Origin of the sequence: Pseudomonas corrugata, assembly GCF_001269905.1 — a bacterium.
In the GTDB taxonomy this organism is placed as follows: domain Bacteria; phylum Pseudomonadota; class Gammaproteobacteria; order Pseudomonadales; family Pseudomonadaceae; genus Aquipseudomonas; species Aquipseudomonas corrugata.
The window spans coordinates 46329-67536 of the sequence record NZ_LHVK01000007.1 but is presented as its reverse complement, the minus strand read 5'-3'; the positions used below and the strand labels follow the sequence as shown (position 1 = coordinate 67536).

Sequence of the window (21208 nt, the reverse complement as noted above, 5' to 3'; positions counted from 1 at the left end):
TCATCGGGTCAGTCTCCGTTCAGGCCTGCGCCAGCCAATCGCGATCCTGCAGGAAGTACTCGGTCAGGCGTGCTTCTTCGCTGCCCGGCTCGGCTTTCCAGTCGTAACCCCAGCGTACCTGCGGCGGCAAGGACATCAGGATCGACTCGGTCCGTCCGCCTGATTGCAGCCCGAACAGGGTGCCGCGGTCGTAGACCAGGTTGAACTCCACGTAGCGACCGCGGCGGAACTCCTGGAACTCTCGTTGCTTGGCGGTGAACGGCTCGTGTTTGCGACGGCGCACGATGGGCAGGTAGGCCTCGATGTAGGCATCGCCGATCGCACGGATGAAGGCGAAGCAGGTATCGAACCCCCACTCGTTCAGGTCATCGAAAAACAGGCCGCCGATACCCCGGGGTTCGTTCCGATGCTTGAGGTGGAAATAGCTGTCGCACCAGGCCTTGTAGCGCGGATACACCTCCGGGCCAAACGGCGCACAGGCCTGTTCGGCCACGCGGTGCCAGTGAATGCAGTCTTCGGCGACGCCGTAGTACGGCGTCAGGTCGAAGCCACCGCCGAACCACCAGACCGGTTCTTCGCCTTCCTTTTCCGCGCTGAAAAAGCGCACGTTGGCGTGGGAGGTTGGCACGTGGGGATTGTGCGGGTGGATGACCAGCGACACGCCCAGGGCTTCGAAACCGCGTCCGGCCAGTTCCGGCCGATGGGCACTGGCCGAGGGTGGGAGACCGCTGCCGAAGACGTGGGAAAAGTTGACCCCGCCCTTTTCAATGACCGTACCGTTCTCCAGCACCCGGGTGCGACCGCCACCGCCGGCAGGCCGGGTCCAGGCGTCTTCGACGAAGCGAGTGCCGCCGTCCTCGGCTTCCAGTGCAGCGCAGATGCGGTCTTGCAGGTCGAGCAGATAGGCTTTCACGGCCTCGGTGCGAGTGGTCATGACACCCCCTTTGATCAGGACTGGGCTACGCGGCGTACAGCGGGCCGGTGGCCAATGGGCGCACAGGATACCACCGCACTTGCCCACGCCACAGTTGACGAAGGTCAAGCTTAGGAGTCCGATGTCAGGCTTGATAAAAAGTCCTGCGACAAGGAGAGAATGAAGATGGCCAAACGTATCCAGTTCAGTTCCCACGGCGGCCCCGAAGTGCTTGAGTACGTGGACTATCAACCTGCCGAGCCAGGCCCGCAGCAGGTACGCGTGAGCAACCGGGCCATCGGCCTGAATTTCATCGACACCTATTACCGCAGTGGCCTTTATCCACCGCCAACCCTGCCTTCGGGTCTGGGTGCCGAAGGGGCGGGTGTGGTCGAGGCGGTCGGCTCAGAGGTCACCCGGTTCAAGGTGGGCGATCGGGTGGCCTATGGCAGCGGTCCGCTGGGCGCCTATAGCGATGTGCATGTGTTGCCCGAGGCCAACCTGGTGCATCTGCCTGAATCCATCAGCTTCGAACAGGCTGCCGGCGTCATGCTCAAGGGTCTGACGGTGCAGTATCTGTTGCGCCAGACCTATGAGCTCAAAGGCGGCGAAACCATCCTGTTCCATGCCGCTGCCGGCGGCGTCGGCTCCCTGGCCTGCCAATGGGCCAAGGCCCTGGGCGTGAAGCTGATCGGTACGGTGAGCTCGGCGGAAAAAGCGGCCGTTGCCAAAGCCCATGGCGCCTGGGAAACCATCGATTACAGCAAGGAAAACGTCGCACAGCGTGTGCTGGAATTGACTGACGGCAAGAAAGTGCCCGTGGTGTACGACGGGGTTGGCAAGGACACCTGGCTGACCTCGCTCGATTGCGTCGCGCCCCGTGGCCTGCTGGTGAGCTTCGGCAATGCCTCGGGGGCGGTGGACGGCGTGAACCTGGGGATTCTGTCAGCAAAGGGCTCGCTGTACGTAACCCGCCCGACCCTGGCGACTTACGCCAACAACGCCGAAAACCTGCAGCGCATGGCTGATGAACTGTTCGCGATGATCAGCAGCGGCAAGCTCACGGTGGATATCAATCAGCGTTATCCATTGGCGGAAGCGGCCAAGGCCCAGGCCGAATTGTCGGCGCGGCGCACGACGGGGTCGACGATCCTGCTGCCTTGAAATGGTGGTGTGCATAAGTGCTGTGGCAACACAAAACCTCTGTGGTGTGCATAGGGTCTGTGGTAACACAAACCCTGTGGGAGCGAGCCTGCTCGCGATGGCGGTGTATCAGACAACACTCATTCGTCTGACCCGGCGCTGTCGCGAGCAGGCTCGCTCACACATTGGATAGGTATTGAATCCGGAGGGTGCGACCGGGCTCAGTCCGGCCGAACCACTTTTCCGGTGGCCAGGTCGCGAATCACGCTGGGGTTCTTGCGCCCGCCGAGGTTGCCGCCGAGTACCAGGTCGATCTGCCCGCGGAAATACTGCTCGACGCGAATCCGCGTGCGCGCCGCCGGGCGGCCTTGGGGGTTGGCCGAGGTGGATACCAGCGGCCCGACCAGCGAACACAAGTCCCGCACGGTGGGGTGATCGCTGACCCGCAACGCAACCGTATCGTGCACCCCGGTGATCCATTCCGGCAGCAGGTTCTGGTGCGGTACCAGCCAGGTGTTGGGTCCCGGCCAGGTGCTGGCCATGCGGTCCATCCAGGTGTCGGGGAAGTCTTCGAACAGGAAGTCGAACTGGTGAATGTTATCCGCCACCAGGATCAGCCCCTTATCGGGCAGCCGCGATTTGATCGCCAGCAGGCGCTCCACCGCCTCCTCGTTCCATGGATCGCAACCCAGGCCCCATACCGCTTCGGTTGGATAGGCAATCACCGCCCCGGCGCGAATTTCTCGCGCGGCTTGTTGCACACGCCAACTGTTGACCATGAAAGATTCTCCGCAACACAAGATAAGGCTGTGCGCAGTTTACCGATCTTCCCTATAAAACCTAGCGCGTGCGCGCAAACCAGCGGCCATTGTCAGACGTGGCACGTCCCTCCATTTCCAGATCGGTCAGCGCCGCCAGCACTTTGGGCAATCCCCAGCCGCTGGCCTCGGCCAACGCTTCGCTGGTGAGCGGCGCGGCGTGGAGCAGACGCAACAGCGGATGAGTAACAGGCTCCGGTTCCAGGGTCAGCGGCAGCCGTTGCCAACCACGCAAGGCTTCGAGGATGTGCTCGACAGTTTCCACCAGCGCCGCACCGTCACGGATCAATTGATGACAACCCCGGGCCCCCGGGTGATGGATCGAGCCTGGAATGGCGTACACCTCGCGCCCCTGTTCCGCCGCCAGGCGCGCCGTGATCAGCGAACCGCTGGCGACACTGGCTTCGACCACCAGGACGCCAAGGGACAAACCGCTGATGATCCGGTTGCGGCGCGGAAAGTGGCTGGCGTGGGGCGGCGCGTCCAACGCAAACTCCGAGAGCACCGCGCTGCCTTGGGCAATCATCGCGTCCGCCAAGCGACGATTGCGCTGTGGATAAAAATTTTCCAGCCCGGTGCCCAGCACCCCGACGGTGTGCCCGCCAACGTCCAGTGCCGCCTGATGAGCCGCCGCATCGATGCCCAGGGCCAGGCCGCTGGTGATGACAAAACCGGCGCTGGCCAGGCTGCGGGAAAACGCTGCTGCCGTGTCCATTCCCGGACGCGAGGCCCGGCGACTGCCCACCATCGCCAGCTGCGGTTTTTCCAGGATGGCAGTGTCGCCAGCGGCGAACAGCAGCGGTGGCGCATCGCTGATCTGTGCCAGCAGCGCCGGGTAGTCAGGCTGGTCCCACATCAGCAAATGCTGGCCCGAACCCTCCAGCCAGGCCAATGCGTGGGCGGCGCCGTCGCGCACCTCCGGGTTGCGCCGGGCTTCGGCGCTCGCCACGGGCAACCCCAGCGCCCGCCATGCGCTGGCCGGCGCGCTGAGGGCTTTGGAAGCCGAGCCGAAGGCCTCCATCAGGGTCATGAAACGTTTGGGTCCCAGCTCCGGCAAGCGGTGCAGGCGCAGGCGAGCCTCCAGTTCCGCAGGGGAAACCGGGGGGCATTCAGGCAATGTCATGTGATCAATCCTTGATCGTCATAGGTTCCGTTCGAACCGGAACAAGCTGTGGATAACTCTGTTGGTAAGTTGTGAGACCCGTTATGGATTGCGCACCTTGTCGAGCACCGCCAGCGAGCGCGAGGCATGGAGCACCAGGCCGTAGCTGAGCTTGTCGTAGGTGCGGAACACCATCAGCAGGCCGGCCCGTTCGTCGGGGATCTTCACCGGTTCGCCGGTGACGCGGTCGCGCACGGTTTCACCGGTCTTCATCACCGCCAGGACATTGCCTTCGGCCAGCCCGTCGCGCCGGCCCTTGTTCAGGGTGACCACATCCAATGCGCCGATCTGGGTCACGCCCCGTGGCACGTCGAGGATCAGCCCGTTGATGTCCGTTTTCGGCGCGCTGGGCATGAACGTCGAATTGATCGAGCGTTCTTCGCCGCTGAACAGCCGATCGCCGAGGCGTACTTCCTGGGTGGTGCGCTGCAGGGTGAGGGTGGTGACGTCGCCCTCGGCGGCCACGACTTCGGCGCTGCCGATGTCGTCGGCATTGATGCCCAGTAACTCCTTGGTCTTCGGATCGGTGTAGACCTTGCCCTGGCGGAAGATGCCGTAGGCCGACTGGTCTGTGTCGAATGCCCCGCGGGCGAAGATCTGGTCCCCGGCGCCGCTGAGCACCCGTTCGGCATTGCCGGCGACGACATAGGGCGCCTTGTTGAAATCCGCCGCCGTGTCGACGATGCGGTTGCTCAACAGGAAACTGTTGATGGCTTGCAGCGGGATACTCGGGATGGCATCGGCCACCGGCGAGCTGCGGATACGCGGCGACAGCTTGATGGTGCCCCGGGAGGCGCCGCGGTTGAGGGTCAGCCGTGGCTGGCCATTGACGTAGACCAGTGACAGGGTATCGCCGGGGTAAATCAGGTTCGGGTTGTCGATCTGCGGGTTGGCCTGCCAGAGTTCGGGCCATTTCCACGGTTCGCGCAGGTATTTGCCGGAAATGTCCCACAGTGTGTCGCCAGCGACCACGGTGTATTGCTGCGGGAAACCTTCCCGAAGTTGCACTTGCCCGTGCGCGATACCGGCCGAGGCCAGGAGCAGCAGGGCGAGTAGTGATTTCCTCATGCGGTGAATCCCTTTATCATGTGCGTTCGCGTAAAACGCCAGAGCCCCCGTGGCTCGCTCCGTAGCAAGAGCAACGTTTTACAACGGTAGCCTGCATCCCAAGACACGCCAGGCCAGCCACCCGACTTTACCTCACACGTGCATTTATCAAGCTTATGGCCATTTTGAACATTCTCGAATTTCCGGACCCGCGCCTGCGCACGATTGCCAAACCGGTGGCCGTAGTGGACGACGAAGTGCGTCAGTTGGTCGATGACATGTTTGAAACAATGTATGAAGCGCCAGGCATCGGCCTCGCCGCGACCCAGGTCAACGTGCACAAGCGTATTGTCGTCATGGACCTCTCCGAAGACCGCAGCGAGCCACGGGTGTTCATCAACCCCGAGTTCGAAACCCTCACCGACGAGATGGACCAATACCAGGAAGGTTGCCTCTCGGTACCGGGCTTCTACGAGAACGTCGACCGTCCACAGAAAGTCAGAATCAAGGCGTTGGACCGTGACGGCCAGCCATACGAACTGGTCGCCGAAGGGTTGCTGGCGGTGTGCATCCAGCATGAGTGTGACCACCTCAACGGCAAGTTGTTCGTGGATTACCTGTCGACCCTCAAGCGTGACCGGATCAAGAAGAAACTGGAAAAGATCCATCGCCAGAATGCTTGATGCCCCCTTCAAAGGCTTGCCGCGGCAAGCCTTTTTTCTTTATGCGACTGCTGTTAATTGAGAGCTTCCATGACTGAGCCACTGCGCATCGTCTTTGCCGGCACTCCCGAGTTTGCCGCCGAACACCTCAAGGCCCTGCTGGCCAGCCCCCATGAAGTCATCGCGGTCTACACCCAGCCGGACCGGCCGGCCGGCCGCGGGCAGAAACTGATGCCCAGCCCGGTCAAGCAACTGGCCCTGGAAAACGGTTTGCAGGTGTTGCAGCCGCCGACCCTGCGTGATGGGCAAGCCCAGGCCGAACTGGCCGCGCTGAAGCCGGACCTGATGGTGGTGGTTGCCTATGGCCTGATCCTGCCCCAAGTGGTGCTGGACATCCCGCGCCTGGGCTGCATCAACAGTCACGCCTCGCTGCTGCCGCGCTGGCGCGGTGCGGCGCCGATCCAGCGCGCCGTGGAAGCGGGCGATGCCGAGAGCGGCGTGACCGTGATGCGCATGGAGGCGGGCCTGGACACCGGGCCGATGCTGCTCAAGGTCGCCACCCCCATCGGCGCCGAAGACACCGGTGGCAGCCTGCATGACCGCCTCGCACTGATCGGCCCGCCGGCCGTGGTCGAGGCCATTGCCGGCCTGGCCGCCGGTACGCTGGAAGGCGAAGTGCAGGATGACAGCCTCGCCACCTACGCCCACAAACTGAACAAGGACGAGGCCCGCATCGACTGGAGCCGTCCGGCGGTCGAGCTGGAGCGACTGGTGCGCGCCTTCAACCCGTGGCCGATCTGCCACAGCACCTTGAACGGCGAAGCGGTGAAGGTACTGGCCGCCCACTGTGCCGAAGGGAAGGGCGCTGCGGGGCAGATCCTCGGTGCCAGCAAGGACGGTCTCGTCGTGGCCTGTGGCGAACAGGCGCTGTGCCTGACCCGTCTGCAACTGCCCGGCGGCAAGGCACTGAACTTCAGTGATCTGTACAACAGTCGACGTGAGAAATTCGCCGTCGGCAGCGTCCTCGGCCAAGCGGTGGAGGCTTCATGAACCCGCGTCTGGCCGCCGCCAAGGCGCTTGCCGCCGTGCTCAGCGGCAAAGCGTCGCTCAACAGCTCCTTGCCGACCCAATTGGACAAGGTCGAAGACCGTGATCGCGGTTTCACCCAGGACCTGGCGTTCGGCACCGCTCGCTGGCAGCCACGGCTGTCGGCCCTGGCGGCCAAACTGTTGCAGAAACCGTTCAAGGCCGCCGACGCCGACGTCGAAGCGCTGTTGCTGGTGGGGCTTTACCAGTTGCTCTACACCCGCGTGCCTGCCCACGCCGCCATCGGCGAAACCGTGGGCTGCGCCGATAAACTGAAGAAACCCTGGGCCAAGGCCTTGCTCAATGCCGTGCTGCGCCGCGCCCAACGGGAAAGCGAAAGCCTGCTGGCCGAGCTCGAGCATGACCCGGTGGTGCGCACCGCCCACCCGCGCTGGTTGCAGAAAGCCTTGAAAGCGTTCTGGCCCGAGCAATGGGAAGCCATCTGCGCGGCCAACAATGCCCATCCGCCAATGATCCTGCGGGTCAACCGTCGCCACCATACCCGCGATGCGTATCTGGCCTTGCTGGGCGAGGCCGGCATCCCGGCCCGGCCATGCGTGTACAGTCGCGATGGCGTCCTGCTGGAAACCCCGGGCGATGTGCGCGCCCTGCCGGGCTTCGCTGACGGCTGGATCAGCGTCCAGGACGAAGCCGCCCAATTGGCCGCCGACCTGCTGGAACTGGCGCCCGGACAACGGGTGCTGGACGCCTGCTGCGCGCCGGGGGGCAAGACCTGCCACATCCTCGAAGCCGAGCCGAAACTGGCCGGAGTCGTGGCGGTGGACCTGGAAGCCAAACGCCTGGTGCGCGTGAAGGAAAACCTCGAGCGCCTGGGCCTGGACGCCGAGCTGATTGCCGCCGACGGTCGCGATACCGCGACCTGGTGGGACGGCAAGCCGTTCCAGCGGATCCTGCTGGACGCGCCGTGTTCGGCCACCGGTGTGATCCGTCGTCATCCGGACATCAAGCTTACCCGCCAACCGGACGACATTGCCGCGTTGGCACTGCTGCAGGGCGAGCTGCTCGACGCCCTGTGGCAGACCCTCGAAGTCGGTGGCATCTTGCTCTATGCCACCTGCTCGACCTTGCCGACCGAGAACACCGAAGTGATCGAAGCTTTCCTCGCCCGCACCCCCGGCGCCCGGGAACTGGACATCGCCACCCAGGCCGGCCTGAAACAGCCCCATGGCCGCCAGTTGCTGGCCCAAGAGGGCGGGCACGACGGGTTCTACTACGCCAAGCTGATCAAGATCGCCGCCACACGCGGTTAAGACCGATTCGATAGGAGTGAACGGATGAAAATCATCATCCTGGGTGCAGGGCAGGTCGGCGGTTCGCTGGCGGAGCATCTGGCCAGCGAGGCCAACGACATCACTGTGGTCGACACCGACGGCGAACGCCTGCGCGACCTCGGTGACCGTCTCGACATCCGTACCGTGCAAGGGCGCGGTTCCCTGCCGACCGTGCTGCGCCAGGCCGGCGCCGACGATGCCGACATGCTGGTGGCCGTCACCAACAGCGACGAAACCAACATGGTTGCCTGCCAGGTGGCCCACACCCTGTTTCACACCCCGACCAAGATCGCCCGGGTACGGGAAGCGGCCTACCTGACCCGCGCCGACCTGTTCGACAACGAAGCGATTCCTGTGGATGTGCTGATCAGCCCCGAGCAGGTGGTGACCAACTACATCAAGCGCCTGATCGAACATCCGGGTGCCCTGCAGGTGATCGACTTTGCCGAGGGCAAGGCGCAACTGGTGGCGGTCAAGGCCTACTACGGCGGGCCGTTGGTGGGGCAGCAACTGCGTCAGTTGCGCGAGCACATGCCGAACGTGGAGACCCGGGTTGCGGCGATCTTCCGCCGCGACCGGCCGATCCTCCCCCAGGGCGATACGGTGATCGAGGCGGACGACGAGGTGTTTTTCATCGCCGCCAAGGCGAATATTCGTGCGGTAATGAGCGAAATGCGCCGTCTCGACGAGAACTACAAACGCATCGTCATCGCCGGCGGCGGGCAGATCGGCGAGCGCCTGGCCGAAGCCATCGAGAGCCGCTACCAGGTGAAGATCATCGAGATGAGCCCGGCCCGCTGCCGCTACCTCTCGGACACCCTCGACAGCACCGTGGTGCTGCAGGGCAGTGCTTCGGACCGCGACCTGCTGCTGGAAGAAAACATCGCCGACGCCGACATCTTCCTGGCCCTGACCAACGACGACGAAGCCAACATCATGTCGTCGTTGCTGGCCAAGCGCCTGGGAGCGCGGAAAGTGATGACCATCATCAACAACCCGGCCTACGTCGACCTGATCCAGGGCGGCGACATCGACATCGCCATCAGCCCGCAACTGGCAACCATCGGCACCTTGCTGGCCCACGTGCGTCGCGGCGACATCGTCAGCGTGCACTCCCTGCGTCGTGGCGCGGCCGAAGCCATCGAGGCCATTGCCCATGGCGACGCCAAGTCCAGCAAAGTGATCGGCCGGGCCATCCGCGACATCGGCCTGCCGCCGGGCACCACCATCGGCGCGATCATCCGCGACGAAGAAGTGCTGATCGCCCATGACGACACCATGATCCAGACCGGCGACCATGTGATCCTGTTCCTGGTGGACAAGAAGCACATTCGCGATGTCGAGAAGCTGTTCCATGTGGGGTTGAGCTTCTTCTGACCCTGGATGTGCAGTGATAGATGGGGCCTCATCGCGGGCAAGCCTTGCTCCCACAGTGGAGGACGTCCCATGCAACATGACTACAGTGGGATCAGACTGTGGAAGCAGGCCTGTGGGAGCAAGGCTTGCCCGCGATAGCCATCTAACATTCAACCGATCAGTCACTGGAACAGCCAAAAAGGACAGGCCCCCATGCTCGAATCCCTGGAAAAAATGCTCGCCAAAGGTGTGGATAACCCACTGCTGCGCTTCGGCCTGGGCAAGGGCTATCTCGACCTCAACGAATTCCCCCGCGCCGCCGAACACCTGCAACGCTGCGTCGAACTGGACCCCAAGTATTCGGCCGCCTGGAAACTGTTGGGCAAGGCTCACCAGGGCCAGGGCGACTTAGCGGCCGCGCGCCGTGCCTGGGAACAAGGCCTGGAAGCCGCCCGCGCCCATGGCGACAAACAGGCCGAAAAGGAAATGACGGTGTTTCTCAAGAAACTGGACCGCCATTCCTGAACGCCACGCACCTGTGGCGAGGGAGCTTGCTCCCGATTGAGTGCAAAGCACGCACAAAACCCTGTGGCGAGGGGATTCATCCCCGCTGGGCTGCGCAGCAGCCCTAAACAGCCAGCTCAAGATTGGCTGAACGGAAAAAACCACCCGGCGACTTCGGCGAAGACGGCACCGTCGTTGAACTGCTTGAAATCCCCCTCGCGGGCAACATAAACAATGGCGGGCTTGATGTCCGCCGAGAATGGATTGAAACACTTCAGCCCCATTTTCAGCATGCTATTGATTGGCACAGCTACGACTAACAAATCGCCTTCGATTATCGCGATGTTTGGTAGCGCACTGATCGTTCCCACGCTCCGCGTGGGAACGCAGCCAGGGACGCTCTGCGTCCCCTCAAGAGCCGAACGCAGAGCGTCCGTAGAGGTCATTCCCACGCAGAGCGTGGGAACGATCTGAATAGGACATCCGACGGTCACCGGCTATTAAAATTTCATCTTGAATGCAACCGGACAATGGTCGGAGCCTTTCATGGGTACAGGAAACTCTAATAACGAACCTGCTACATAGTGTTTTCTCAATTCGCTGGACATCAATGCATGGTCAATCAGCCATCTGGAGCCTCCGCCCCGGCATTCGGGTAGCGCCTCAAAACCCTTGGTTGGGCGAAACAACCTGGCAGCAGAAGGCTCGCCATCTGAAAGCTCAGCAAAAAGACTCACTTCTGGCGCTGTTTCGTGTTCAACCTCCGCGTCAAATCGACGATTGAAATCGCCGATAATCACTGCGGAAGCGCCAGACTGGATTGCCTTATCGAGCCAGGCTTCCAGAGCTGGTGCTTGCCTTCTAAGCACGTCGCAGGTGACGACCCCGTTAGCTTTATCACGCTTGGTCGCATACCCGCTGTTCAATGCCTGGTCAAAACAGCCACTTTTGAGGTGTACGGATAAAAGCTTGAGGGTCATGCCCTTGATCGTCACGGGTAACTCCGCGCCATGGCGAGCATGACTCTTGAAGGCCTCTCCAAGTGGACGAACATCGCCGAGCCTCCCGACCTCAAGCCTGCTGGATTTGCGGACAACAAACCCCGCGCGCTGTATCCAAGGGCTCTGCATGTTCACGTAGAAATCGTACTGATCCTGCGGCCAGATCTGCTGAAGCGCCTCAGGGCTTTCGACTTCCTGCACGGCAATCACATCAGCATTCAGCTGTGCCGCCACGGCTTTCATGTCCGCTATCTGCGCCGGCGATTTGCATTCCCACCGGTAGGGGTGTGTTTCTTCAAGTCGCTCGCGATCAGCGGCCTTGATCTGGGAGCACTCCTCGAACTCACGCTGGCTGAGCGGAGCCGACCGCTGCCACTCCAGGTTCCATGTTGCGAGGGTGAGGGTTTCAGCCAGGACAGGATGTGAGAGGCAGGTAAGCGATAGGGCTAGATAGAGTGGTTTCATGGGGGAGCGTTCCGAGCGCGGTGGCGGTGGGAGTCCAGGAAACGGCACTGCCTTTAGCCGCTCTTTGAGCGTAGCAGTGCCGTTCCGTCGGCGCAGGGTGCTGGCTGCTTGGCTGAGGGGCATTCATCGTCGGCTTCAGTCAGATCATCGATCAATATCCAATGCACAACACCTGTCACTGGCACATTCGTGTTCCCAACAAGGTGAAATGATTTGAATCCAATGCGCTCGTTGTAGAGAATCGCCGCCTTTACCTCGAAAGGATACGAGTGATGAAGTTCGAAGGGACTTTCCAATACATGGGCAATCACGGGATCGTCTTCAACGTCTCGCAGATCACCCTCACCGACAGCGAACGCGGACGCCTGCGCGAACTGCATTTTGGCGAGGCGAAACGCGCCCACTATGAGGTCAACAGCAAGGTCGTCGAGGTGTACGACAAGATGCAGGCCAAGAACCTGCCTTGTGTGATGATGATCGGCATCTCCAAGCCGCTGACCCGGCAACAGGGCGATGCCCTCAATGCCCAACGCACCGCGATCGCCAATCTTGCTGCCAGTGCCTTTGCTGCCGCCACCAAGGTCGTGGCCCCCTCTTACGTGTATGTACCCGTAGGGGCCGGTGTGCGCACGTATGTTAATGAAACCCTACCCACCTACCATGCGGGCGACGTACTGGTCAGCATCGAGGCGCAGGTCAACGGCGGTATCGGCCCGCAACGCACCCTCTCGACATTGATCATCAAGACCTGACTGGAGACCTATATGTCCGACATTACCCAGATGGTTATTGCCGTGGTGTTGTCCTTTCTGCTCGATCGGTTTCTCAAGCCGTATCTGCTGCGCAAGTGGCTGGGAGTGGTGTTGGTGGCGGCGGGTGCGGTTGGCTGCGTTGTGGCAGGCCAGACACGCTTGTTGGGGTTTGATCTGGGGTTGTGGTCGGTTTTTGCTGTGCCTATAGGGATGGGGTTATTTATGAAGCGGCGGCGGTTTGAAGAGGATTGCTGAAGGAAAGAAGATGGCAAAACATCAGTAAAAATCATAATAAAACGCCCACTCCCCAGTTTCGTTGTGCTTCCAGAACATCAGGCTCCCACTGTCGACCACGTTCAGATTGATCTTCGCGTCCGATGAGATCTGGAACACAAACTCGAAGCCTTCACCCGGATCGACACCCGACTGGCGTCAGCACACGAACCCCCGCCAGCAGCGGATTGTTGACGGGCAGGGCGGGCAGGTAAAACTGTGCATAGGGGAGCAATGGTTGCCCTGCCTGGTTGGCGGGCAGCCCTTCATCCGGCCGGAACAGGAAGACCTTGCCCAGCCAGCTTTCTTCATCGGTGCCGGTAGGGCGAAAGCCGCCGGCAATAAGCTTTACGGCAGGGCGGGCCAGGCGTTGCTTGATTTCCTGGATGTCCATGGTGATGTAAACCTGACTTTTGCTACACAACATTGCCGTCAAAAACGCAGCTTACAGCGTGTGTAGAATAGCGATTTCGCCATTTTCAAAGGAATGATCCAATGATTACTTGCCACGTTAGATATGTAATCGACCCCTACCAACTCCCGGCTTTTGAAAACTATTCTCGACAATGGATTCGTGTGGTGACCCGTATGGGAGGAAACCATCACGGCTACTTCCTGCCTGCCGAAGGCGCCAACAACATCGCTTATTGTCTGTTCAGCTTTTCCAACCTTGCAGATTACGAGAGGTATCGTAGCGAGGCCGAAGTAGATCCTGAATGTGTTGAATTGGTGACGCAAGCTTCCGAGCAAAAATTTATCTTGAGCTACGAGCGCAGTTTCCTTCGCCCTGTTCTTGTTTGAATTGATGTGCTTGCGGCCAGTATCGGGGCAGTGGCAGGAAAAACAATAAAAGCCCAGGAGCAAGACGCATTTATTTGTCCGCAAATAAACCTGCTCCCATCCTGCTTTTGTCTAATGCTGCCCTTACAACTTGGCAGTGGCAATTTTCTTGAAAGCCGCCTTGAATGCATTTTCCCTTGCTTGAGTCGTGCTGACGGGGCTTGAAAAGCAGCAGAATAGTCTGCTGAAGCACCCTTTTGCTGCACCTGCTTGGTTATAGGCGGTTACAAAGCTTCTGATTAGTTTTACGCGTGTCTGGCCGGAAGGATGTGAGTTCGTTGCCGGACCCAATATATTACTTATCTCGTCTAACTGTGCCGCTATCACGGCCCAGAAGTCGGGAACTCGAGTGAGTAATACCTTTGTAGCAATCAAGTCGGCCCAGGCTTCATGCTTCTTACGATCGCTCCCTTGCGCTTGTGGGCATGTGGTGCCTTGTTTAATGTGTTCCAGATAAACAACGCCATGTGCAGTCTCGTGCGCAATAGCAAACTTTACTAAAAAGTCCGCTTGTTGGCGCGCCCCCTTTGTAAGTCCAACGATGCCTGGTCCACCCGATCCATCTATGTCTTCACTATCCTCATCGATGAAGAAAATAGTGTCGTCCATATTCGGGTATTCGTTTTGAAAAGCAGGAAGAACCCGAGTATTAAAAAGGTTTTCTGCATCCGGCCCAGTCATCGCTCATTTCCTTATGAAAAAAGGCTACCTGCATGCCGATTGATAATTGTCCTGCGACAAATACCCGTCACCCTGACAACATGAAAAGCGTAGCAGCAGTATGCCGGTTGTCGACGCTATGGGCCGATTGCGTGCAATTTCCGCAGCGACCATATTCAGGACTGCCCCTCAGGCAGATCACGACGCGGTGATACACCTGGCTCGGCTCCACTGCCTGCGCCTCTTGATGTACCTCTGCGCGCAGCGCGTGCTCAAGCCTCTCCAAGGTGCTTCGAGAATTTGAGCCGCGTCCGCTGCGCCAGTATTCCAAGCCCAGCCGCCACAGCGATAGCACTCGTCAAGATGTCCAGCCTCTGCTTTCTTGCTCAGCTGCCATTTCCCGCTAGGCAGGCAAGCTTAAGTGCCCTGTGACGATGAGATTGAGGCAGCCCCCGATTCTCGGCGCAATGAGCCAAGAGTTGGCTCAGTTCCAAATCCAGGGGAAAGCCCTCTTCCAACCATCGGAGCGCCAGTCCTGCCCAGTACTCCGAATGTGAAGCCAGTGCTTCCAGTATGAGAGTACGTTGTACTCGCGGGACGCAATGGGCCTGCATCGTTCCCGAGGTTAAGGTCGCCGAGAAATTTGACCGTCCCGCTATGGGGCGGAAGCAGCCGCTCATCACTGACCGCTTTCGGCCAGAAGCGGACGGTCACCCAGTAAATAAATCTGTCCCCTTTTCCCACCTGGTTTCGTAATGGGGCTGGGTTATTCAGGATCTGTTCCGTGTGGTCGGTCGGCTAGATGGGCAGGCGTTGAGGCCGCTGACGGTGGTGCTGGGGGAGGAAAGGGGCGTGGCGGTTGCGGCTTGATGAGGATAAGCTTCAATGCCTAAAGCGAAGTCATATGGCAGGGAGGCTGCGTGGAAACAGGTTTTATGTGGTGGCTCGGTCTTGTCTCGTCAATCGCATCTATCGGCAGCGCTGTATGGGCATGGCGTGAGGCATTAAATGCATCTGGCTCGGCATCAAAAGCCGATGCACTGTATTCGCGAATGATTAGCTCCAGGCAAAGTGCTGAGGCGCATCAGGTGCTGCATGCTACTAGGACGATATTGCAGGCTATCTCTCCTATAGGGCCCTCTGGACAAGTTAAGCAGATCAAGGGCATTGATCTTTCTCACATATCTAGAGCGCTAGAGAGTTATTGTCAGACCCTCTCAGAACATGGACATCTTTTTAGTGTTGATATAGAAAGTCATGCAGTCAACCTTTCGAAGTCAATATTGAATAATTTGCCAGCTGTGGCTAACAAGTCTGATTTGGAAGGTGTTATAAAGGCCGGTACGTTGATTTATATTGAAATCAATAATTTCATGCCAGTCGCTAAGCAGATATCTGACGAACGCATGGAAGACGTGAAATAAGGAGTGGCGATTATATGAAGTTTACAGATGGTGAAAAAGTAATCGCTTTGATGCTGTGCGAACTTTACGACAAGCTCGGAGTAGACAGCGAGATAGATCCAGATTTCATAAGGTCGGCGATCCACTCAGAAAGTGAGTGGAGTATCGCATGGAAATATCCAGGCATCCCTTTTACTGAACAGGATGAACCTGAAAGCCTAAGAGAAATTTTGGATGTACTTGAAATGTGGGACTGGATTGAAGAGTCCTACGCTGAGCTTTCTGCCGACGACAAAAAAGCGCTTATTGAGAAGGCCAAGCCGTTTGGGGTAAATCCTACATTTCGGGGATTTGATGGTAATAATGAATCGAGATATATAGGGATTGCATCAACGCTTGTTAACGATCTTGATCGGTTCGAACGATTCAAGGGTAGATATCTCAACTCACATTCCCCTATGATGGACGTTTATCAGCGCATGCTTCACGCTTTCGCTATGGTTCGAATACCGTCCTATGATAGGTACCTGAACGTTGACGAGATTGCGCAGGTATTAAACGCATGCACTCATCCTAGCCAACGAAAGACATCGACTTGACGCTCTTGTGTTGCTTTCGGAATGATTCTTCCTAAGTTGATAAGCAGCAGGGAAAAGGGGACGGATTTATTTACTGGGAAACAGTCCGCTTCTGGCCGATTGCCGCCCTTGGCGACAGGCAGCAATCGGCCAAAAGCGGACGGTCGCAAGCGAATGTTTACCGATAGAAGCTACTATTCGTAATGAGCGATTGTCGGCTGCTCGATGAAATCCGACAAAACCAGAACTCTATATTTCTAAACTGGCGCTGCTTCTCGCGGTAGCAGCTATCGCCAATGGGCCCCCGCGAAAGTGATAGCGACGCAGTGGTTCAATTCCGCAGTGGCATTGTGATAGCGTGCGTGCTTTGAAAATATGACCAGTGGCCGGACTTTGGCCCGGGCGACGTCATCTACTGAGATAGGAAATAATGGATTTTTTTGCTTTGGAAGAACGACTGGCGTCTTACGGCTCCGGGGGATATCTGTTTCTAGAGGCGTTCCTTACCAAGCTTCTTCAAGTTGAAGCGTCTCATTACGGTCATGAGGTTAATAGTCTCGACACCCACACGTCATTGTTCGACGCTGTCGCCCCTCAAGGCGTTGGAGATCTATCTACCCCCGTTTTTATTGAATTTATTTTTACTGCAACTAAAAATAAAATTAAGTTGTTGGTAGACTCTTTTCGAATGCATGGCGAGCCTGGATTCGGACTGTTAATTATTGCGCCGAAGATGCCCGATCCAACATTGAGTTACATGCTCCATGAACCTGATGCTCTTGGCCGCGCCCCCGTGGTTATCTGGGGAGAGAAAAAAATCAATGACCTCATGCACAAGCATAAAGAAGAGGTTAGCAAGCTAACTGATAGTTTGTTTTCATTACGTTTGAAAATGGCCGCGACTCGTCCAACGAAACCGTGGCAGGAAGAACGAGATCAACTTGTTAAGCTTGTTGCAGAGCAATATCGATCCGGCAGTTTTTCGTTGGTTTTGGGAGCGGGGGTATCAAGTAGCGCAGGTTTGCCAGACTGGAATACTCTATTGAACTCTCTTTTCGTATCTATGTTGGCTCAAGAAAATATTGGAGGAGATAAAAGCGATACGGCGCAAGTTTCTCAGATTGTTTCTAGGCTTATGGAGGTTGATGGCCCCTCCGCTCTGATGCTGGCCAGGTATATCAGGAAGGGACTTTCTGTAGGGTCGCCGACGGAACAACGAAGTTTTATTGAGGCAATCACTCACCAGCTATACTCTCTACGTAACGCAGAGTTCCACATAGAGTCAGAACTTATTACAGCCATTGCTCGTCTCTGCACGCCTACAAGGACAGGCGCTAAGGTAAAATCAATTCTCACTTATAACTTTGATGATTTTATTGAGCGTGCTCTGTCAGGACGCGGCCTTGTCCATAAAAGTATTTTTGAGGAGTTTGAAACTCCTAGTGCTGAGGATCTGCCGGTTTACCATGTGCACGGTTTTTTACCTGAGGTTAGAGATAAGTATTCTAACTTAGATCGTTGCACTTTGGTTTTTTCAGAAGAAGGCTATCATCTGATTTATCGCGACTCTTATCATTGGTCGAACTTGGTGCAGTTGAATAGCTTCAAGGAAACATCGTGCCTTATGATTGGTCTTTCTCTCACTGATCCGAATTTGCGACGCTTATTAGAAATCGCGTCAAAATCCATTGAGAAACCAAAGCATTTTGCATTTATGCGTCGGCTGACCTCAAAAAAATTTAAGAGTGGCGATCGGGGACATCAGCTGAAAATTCCAAGCGCAGTGATTGACCGTTTCTTGGACAGGCACCACAGCACAAACGAAGAGCTCATGCGAGAGCTCGGTGTAACGGTGATCTGGTATGAGGAATATAGCGATATTCCTAAAATTTTGAATCGTATTCGCGAGGGCTAATACTTCGTTAAGCCATCCTTTAGTAAAGGACAGCTGAAGAGAGGCGATATATCCATTGAACGGCCCTGAAGTTTGATCGAGGCTGATCCCCCCTTTTCCTAAGAAGTGTCAGCTTCTGGCCAAGCAGCCGCCCACGACCGGCGGCTTTCGGCCAGAAGTTGGTCATCTGTCGCCTACAAAACCTGGAGCGATTCAAGCCGCTTGTGTTTACCGGTCTCAAGATCGGCTGCAGCGCTCATTTTAGCCACTCAGTTGTGATGTCATCGAAGCTGAGATCTTTCCATTCGTCCTTCCACAACTCCCAATATGGGATGTCGGCAGACGATGGCGCTGGATCGCAGACGTCGATCTTCACTAGAGATGGCATGACCAGCGAATCCCCGATCAAGAGCGCCTCGCCAGCGCCAAGGTTGGGCATTTTTTCAATCAGCTTGCCCAATGTGTCGGGCAGAAGTCTGCGCACATAATTCTGATCGCTTGGGTTCGTAAGACGCATTGCAACAAAGTTGTTGCACTGGGAAAAGATGGTTTCTGAAATCTCGGATGGACGCTGACTAGAAAGCAGCAAGGTCACACCGTATTTACGACCTTCTTTTGCAATTCGTTCAATGGACTGTTTTGCGGCACGGTACTTTGTAAGCTCACTGGTGGGTACGTACTTATGGGCCTCTTCATATACCAGCAGGATAGGAGCATCATTATTGATGGTTTCTCCCTTTTTCGTCCGGTACACCTTGTAGTGGTAGCCGTGTTCAAAGATAAGCCGTGAGATCAGCGACACGGTAATGCTCAACACCTCAAATGGGATGCCGCTCAGGTCGAGTACGGTTACGTTAGCTGTTTTACCTAGTTGGTAACCTATAAGGTTGCGCAGAGTGTCCTCAAGCGTAGCGGCTTTGGCATTAGCCCCAAAGAGGAAACTCAGTCGTTCCTGAGCAACTTTTGACTCAAAGCGGGTGAAGAATTTATCCAAAGACCCATCTGCATAGCTACCGTTAGTAATACTTTGAGATTTAGTTGGATGGAATTCCAATTTCGCTTCGAAGTATTTAAGGATGCGTTGCTCGTCATCAAGTGGTATCCCAGTGGTGGGGTCGGTTTTCCCCTCGGCTAATAGCTTGTAGGTACCGTCATTGATCATGTATAAGCTTGAGTTTTTAGCGTTCGTTGTTTCGCTTTTGATGTTGTACAGCGCATTCAGAACTTCATGGATGTCGAAGAAAACGGGGCTATCGTAAAAGATTTTTGAGAAGGACTTATTGTGTTTTTTTTTGTTTTCCGTTACTAGATATCTAAAAACAGAGGACTGGTTGTAATTGTCGCGTTCGCCGGTGTCAAGGAGCACCTCTTCCAACTCCTCACTATTAAGCAGCCAGTACGGGAGGTTCAAGCTGTTGATGTCGATATGGTTGGCAGTTGGGAAAGCTGTTTTATATTCGGAATGAATGTCAAAGATGATAGCGTGAGAGTTGTTGGGAGAGTCAGTAGCGTTTTTTTCCGTAGATGTTTGGATGATTCGTGTGACGGTATTCGATTTGCCCGCCCCAGTTGAACCTACCACAGCAATATGCTTGTTGAAGAACTTGTTTCCGTCAACAGGTACCCTGATCTCAGGGTCGGCGAGCAGTGCTGAAAACTCAAGTTTCTTGTGTTCAGGTACGGAATCCTCAAAGATTTTTTTAATGTCGTTCATTGTGGCAGGCTCAACCCCAGTAGGAGGTATAGTCAGAGCATCTCCACCTCGAATAAATTTCCCATCCTTGATCACCCCCAGCGGCAAAGCCTCGATAACATGCCGGCGATCGAATTTATGGTCTACTTCAATTAGAAAACTCTCTATGATGGCGATGAGGACACAATCCTCATGGTCTGTCACTCTCAGGTAGGAGCCAACACGTAATAAGGGATGACCATTGGTAAAACTCCCTAGGTCATCTACGCAGATTCGAACTTTGTTAGGGTAAACTGCGATAACCTCAGCTTGCGGTTTTTCTGTCATTTGATCATCTCTTTGATGTCTTCGAAGGAGTCAACCTTGATTGCTGCATACAGTGCTGCTTGGGGAATATCCAGGCCGGCTATAGGTATTTCGTGGTAAAACTCGAACACCTCAATTGGGCGGCGGTGCGCTCCACGTAATGTGCTATTGACGTCGGTCAGTTCGTCAATCAACTTCAGGCGTGTTTCCGTATAGGAAGTAGGCCCTTTCAAAATAGAGTCGACGTAGAACTCTGACCCCTTGAAATCATGTCCGTCTAGGAAGAGGACAGCCGAATCAAGTAAAGACTTTTTCAGTTCTCTATGACCTAATTCATCTGTATTGGCCAGATGAAGATACGGACAAAATCTATCGTTATCTTTGATTCTAGAGCTCGCGCGGTTAGAGAATTTTTTACTGAGTTTCAGTGCAAAGTCCAGCGCATTCCCCACGTCAAAGCTGTTGGGAGGAAGATTTACAATGAAAAATCTGGCCTTGTTCTCAATTGATGTGGCAGTGCTTTGTTTGAAATATTTATCCCGTACTAATGCCGCATATTTCCTGGCGCCTTGATATTGCTTAAGCCAGCTATCGAATAGAAATTTCTTATTGTTGATCTCTTTGAGAAATCGTTTTTTTGTGGTTACTCGTTCCGCTTGATTTTTCTCGATTGCTAGGGCTCGGATATTGTTGATCGATGCAGGGTAAAAAAGGTTTTTGGCGTCTTCCTTTGTAGCACCTGGTATGGCAGAGGCCAATAGTTCTGCGATGTTTTCAAATTGACTCTCATAGCTTTGGGCAAATACATCTATTTCAAGCTGGCCAGCGAATTGGAGTATTTCGGCATCTGAGATACTATTCTTCACATGAACCAGTTCAATCGCCCCTTCTTTCTTTGTCGTTGTCAGGAAGTGATTTTTAATAAAGTCTACGGTTATTAAATGTCTTTCAGGAAGTTTTTCTTGGCCACTATTGTAATGGCCGTAAAGTTTATATTTTGGGAAGGGTGTTTTTTTTGAGCCTACTTCCTTGAAGTGAACAATCATTGCCGCAATTGCAGGCTTTATCACGGAGTGGTTATAGTCCGTGGCTGCATAATATTTGCATTGAATGTAATCTTCATTAGATACGTCTTCAATGTCGACGTCTTCAACACCCTCAACGGTAATTTTAGCATCCTCATCGGCTGTTTTTAGCAGCTGGAGAATCGCGAAATCGAACTGGTAAAAATATCCCTTGATGGTAGCGTTGGCAGCCCGGTTAACCATTAAGACGTCCTATTAAAAATGACATCGAGATAGGCAGTATGAATCCCACGGGTATTCCACTTGCAGAGGAGGCAAATGAGACCTTCGTGCTT

General features: G+C 56.1%; 21 protein-coding genes and 1 pseudogene. 13 read left to right on the top strand and 9 right to left on the bottom strand.

Annotation, left to right across the window (positions count from 1 at the left end):
- Nucleotides 1-19 precede the first annotated feature (19 nt).
- Nucleotides 20-934, bottom strand: coding sequence for an oxygen-dependent coproporphyrinogen oxidase (gene hemF / locus AD665_RS10015; protein WP_053191953.1), 915 nt, complete (start codon nt 932-934; stop codon nt 20-22).
- Nucleotides 935-1099: 165 nt separating this feature from the next.
- Between hemF and AD665_RS10010 the strand changes: the two genes are divergently transcribed.
- Nucleotides 1100-2077 (top strand): NADPH:quinone reductase, encoded by a 978-nt coding sequence (locus tag AD665_RS10010; protein WP_053192115.1) that lies wholly within the window; start codon nt 1100-1102, stop codon nt 2075-2077.
- Nucleotides 2078-2277: 200 nt separating this feature from the next.
- Here the strand turns inward: AD665_RS10010 and tsaC are convergent, their stop codons facing one another.
- The 3 genes from tsaC to AD665_RS09995 all read right to left on the bottom strand — a co-directional run bounded on the left by tsaC (nt 2278) and on the right by AD665_RS09995 (nt 5104).
- On the bottom strand, nt 2278-2835 hold the full coding sequence (gene tsaC / locus AD665_RS10005; protein WP_003196294.1) for an L-threonylcarbamoyladenylate synthase type 1 TsaC: 558 nt from the start codon (nt 2833-2835) through the stop codon (nt 2278-2280).
- Between the two features lie 61 nt (nt 2836-2896).
- The gene (gene dprA, locus AD665_RS10000; protein WP_053191950.1) at nt 2897-3997 is read right to left on the bottom strand and encodes a DNA-processing protein DprA; all 1101 of its coding nucleotides are present in this window, start codon (nt 3995-3997) and stop codon (nt 2897-2899) included.
- 81 nt (nt 3998-4078) lie between these two features.
- A complete protein-coding gene (locus AD665_RS09995; protein ID WP_053191949.1) occupies nt 4079-5104 on the bottom strand; it encodes a LysM peptidoglycan-binding domain-containing protein in 1026 nt (341 codons plus the stop codon).
- 155 nt (nt 5105-5259) lie between these two features.
- On the opposite strand from AD665_RS09995, the gene def reads away from it, so the two are divergent.
- From def to AD665_RS26810, 6 genes are all read left to right on the top strand, one after another.
- The gene (def, locus tag AD665_RS09990; RefSeq protein ID WP_041023908.1) at nt 5260-5766 is read left to right on the top strand and encodes a peptide deformylase; all 507 of its coding nucleotides are present in this window, start codon (nt 5260-5262) and stop codon (nt 5764-5766) included.
- A gap of 69 nt (nt 5767-5835) precedes the next feature.
- Entirely contained in the window at nt 5836-6795 is a 960-nt protein-coding gene (fmt, locus tag AD665_RS09985; RefSeq protein WP_053191946.1) for a methionyl-tRNA formyltransferase, read from the top strand.
- Entirely contained in the window at nt 6792-8102 is a 1311-nt protein-coding gene (gene rsmB / locus AD665_RS09980; protein WP_053191944.1) for a 16S rRNA (cytosine(967)-C(5))-methyltransferase RsmB, read from the top strand. The genes fmt and rsmB overlap by 4 nt, the downstream gene beginning before the upstream one ends.
- 24 nt (nt 8103-8126) lie before the next feature.
- A complete protein-coding gene (gene trkA / locus AD665_RS09975; protein WP_024778442.1) occupies nt 8127-9500 on the top strand; it encodes a Trk system potassium transporter TrkA in 1374 nt (457 codons plus the stop codon).
- 192 nt (nt 9501-9692) lie between these two features.
- On the top strand, nt 9693-10004 hold the full coding sequence (locus tag AD665_RS09970) for a tetratricopeptide repeat protein (RefSeq protein WP_041023912.1): 312 nt from the start codon (nt 9693-9695) through the stop codon (nt 10002-10004).
- Between the two features lie 122 nt (nt 10005-10126).
- Entirely contained in the window at nt 10127-10303 is a 177-nt protein-coding gene (locus tag AD665_RS26810) for a colicin E3-like toxin immunity protein (protein WP_080996580.1), read from the top strand.
- A gap of 180 nt (nt 10304-10483) precedes the next feature.
- Here the strand turns inward: AD665_RS26810 and AD665_RS09965 are convergent, their stop codons facing one another.
- Nucleotides 10484-11449 (bottom strand): endonuclease/exonuclease/phosphatase family protein, encoded by a 966-nt coding sequence (locus AD665_RS09965; RefSeq protein WP_053191942.1) that lies wholly within the window; start codon nt 11447-11449, stop codon nt 10484-10486.
- Between the two features lie 272 nt (nt 11450-11721).
- On the opposite strand from AD665_RS09965, the gene AD665_RS09960 reads away from it, so the two are divergent.
- Entirely contained in the window at nt 11722-12201 is a 480-nt protein-coding gene (locus AD665_RS09960) for a hypothetical protein (protein WP_053191940.1), read from the top strand.
- A gap of 12 nt (nt 12202-12213) precedes the next feature.
- A complete protein-coding gene (locus tag AD665_RS09955; RefSeq protein ID WP_053191937.1) occupies nt 12214-12456 on the top strand; it encodes a hypothetical protein in 243 nt (80 codons plus the stop codon).
- Between the two features lie 21 nt (nt 12457-12477).
- Here AD665_RS09955 and AD665_RS09950 read toward each other — a convergent pair.
- Nucleotides 12478-12868 (bottom strand): annotated as a pseudogene (locus tag AD665_RS09950) (hypothetical protein).
- Between the two features lie 101 nt (nt 12869-12969).
- On the opposite strand from AD665_RS09950, the gene AD665_RS09945 reads away from it, so the two are divergent.
- Nucleotides 12970-13275, top strand: a complete 306-nt coding sequence (locus AD665_RS09945; protein WP_053191935.1) for an NIPSNAP family protein — start codon at nt 12970-12972, stop codon at nt 13273-13275.
- 123 nt (nt 13276-13398) lie between these two features.
- On the opposite strand, the gene AD665_RS09940 is transcribed toward AD665_RS09945, so the two are convergent.
- Nucleotides 13399-13995: a hypothetical protein gene (locus tag AD665_RS09940; protein WP_053191933.1), complete on the bottom strand. Its 597-nt coding sequence runs from the start codon at nt 13993-13995 to the stop codon at nt 13399-13401.
- 899 nt (nt 13996-14894) lie between these two features.
- On the opposite strand from AD665_RS09940, the gene AD665_RS27365 reads away from it, so the two are divergent.
- The 3 genes from AD665_RS27365 to AD665_RS09925 all read left to right on the top strand — a co-directional run bounded on the left by AD665_RS27365 (nt 14895) and on the right by AD665_RS09925 (nt 17870).
- Complete coding sequence (locus tag AD665_RS27365) at nt 14895-15398, top strand: hypothetical protein (protein ID WP_147460430.1); 504 nt, start codon at nt 14895-14897, stop codon at nt 15396-15398.
- 14 nt (nt 15399-15412) lie between these two features.
- A complete protein-coding gene (locus AD665_RS09930) occupies nt 15413-15976 on the top strand; it encodes a YfbU family protein (RefSeq protein ID WP_053191930.1) in 564 nt (187 codons plus the stop codon).
- A 409-nt stretch (nt 15977-16385) separates the two neighbouring features.
- Nucleotides 16386-17870 (top strand): SIR2 family protein, encoded by a 1485-nt coding sequence (locus AD665_RS09925; protein WP_053191928.1) that lies wholly within the window; start codon nt 16386-16388, stop codon nt 17868-17870.
- A gap of 235 nt (nt 17871-18105) precedes the next feature.
- On the opposite strand, the gene herA is transcribed toward AD665_RS09925, so the two are convergent.
- Together herA and AD665_RS09915 are read right to left on the bottom strand one after the other, a co-directional pair.
- Entirely contained in the window at nt 18106-19869 is a 1764-nt protein-coding gene (gene herA / locus AD665_RS09920; RefSeq protein ID WP_053191926.1) for an anti-phage-associated helicase HerA, read from the bottom strand.
- Entirely contained in the window at nt 19866-21116 is a 1251-nt protein-coding gene (locus AD665_RS09915) for a DUF4297 family anti-phage-associated protein (RefSeq protein WP_053191924.1), read from the bottom strand. Before AD665_RS09915 ends, herA begins: the two co-directional genes overlap by 4 nt.
- Nucleotides 21117-21208 lie beyond the last annotated feature (92 nt).

Bases quoted from the DNA above. Each gene is read 5' to 3' on its own strand.
- AD665_RS09945 (WP_053191935.1), top strand. From the start codon at position 12,970: ATGATTACTTGCCACGTTAGATATGTAATCGACCCCTACCAACTCCCG.
- AD665_RS09965 (WP_053191942.1), bottom strand. From the start codon at position 11,449: ATGAAACCACTCTATCTAGCCCTATCGCTTACCTGCCTCTCACATCCT.
- hemF (WP_053191953.1), bottom strand. From the start codon at position 934: ATGACCACTCGCACCGAGGCCGTGAAAGCCTATCTGCTCGACCTGCAA.
- dprA (WP_053191950.1), bottom strand. From the start codon at position 3,997: ATGACATTGCCTGAATGCCCCCCGGTTTCCCCTGCGGAACTGGAGGCT.
- herA (WP_053191926.1), bottom strand. From the start codon at position 19,869: ATGACAGAAAAACCGCAAGCTGAGGTTATCGCAGTTTACCCTAACAAA.
- AD665_RS09955 (WP_053191937.1), top strand. From the start codon at position 12,214: ATGTCCGACATTACCCAGATGGTTATTGCCGTGGTGTTGTCCTTTCTG.
- AD665_RS09930 (WP_053191930.1), top strand. From the start codon at position 15,413: ATGAAGTTTACAGATGGTGAAAAAGTAATCGCTTTGATGCTGTGCGAA.
- fmt (WP_053191946.1), top strand. From the start codon at position 5,836: ATGACTGAGCCACTGCGCATCGTCTTTGCCGGCACTCCCGAGTTTGCC.
- AD665_RS09995 (WP_053191949.1), bottom strand. From the start codon at position 5,104: ATGAGGAAATCACTACTCGCCCTGCTGCTCCTGGCCTCGGCCGGTATC.
- AD665_RS09970 (WP_041023912.1), top strand. From the start codon at position 9,693: ATGCTCGAATCCCTGGAAAAAATGCTCGCCAAAGGTGTGGATAACCCA.
- rsmB (WP_053191944.1), top strand. From the start codon at position 6,792: ATGAACCCGCGTCTGGCCGCCGCCAAGGCGCTTGCCGCCGTGCTCAGC.
- AD665_RS09915 (WP_053191924.1), bottom strand. From the start codon at position 21,116: ATGGTTAACCGGGCTGCCAACGCTACCATCAAGGGATATTTTTACCAG.
- def (WP_041023908.1), top strand. From the start codon at position 5,260: ATGGCCATTTTGAACATTCTCGAATTTCCGGACCCGCGCCTGCGCACG.
- AD665_RS09960 (WP_053191940.1), top strand. From the start codon at position 11,722: ATGAAGTTCGAAGGGACTTTCCAATACATGGGCAATCACGGGATCGTC.
- AD665_RS10010 (WP_053192115.1), top strand. From the start codon at position 1,100: ATGGCCAAACGTATCCAGTTCAGTTCCCACGGCGGCCCCGAAGTGCTT.
- tsaC (WP_003196294.1), bottom strand. From the start codon at position 2,835: ATGGTCAACAGTTGGCGTGTGCAACAAGCCGCGCGAGAAATTCGCGCC.
- AD665_RS09940 (WP_053191933.1), bottom strand. From the start codon at position 13,995: ATGACTGGGCCGGATGCAGAAAACCTTTTTAATACTCGGGTTCTTCCT.
- trkA (WP_024778442.1), top strand. From the start codon at position 8,127: ATGAAAATCATCATCCTGGGTGCAGGGCAGGTCGGCGGTTCGCTGGCG.
- AD665_RS09925 (WP_053191928.1), top strand. From the start codon at position 16,386: ATGGATTTTTTTGCTTTGGAAGAACGACTGGCGTCTTACGGCTCCGGG.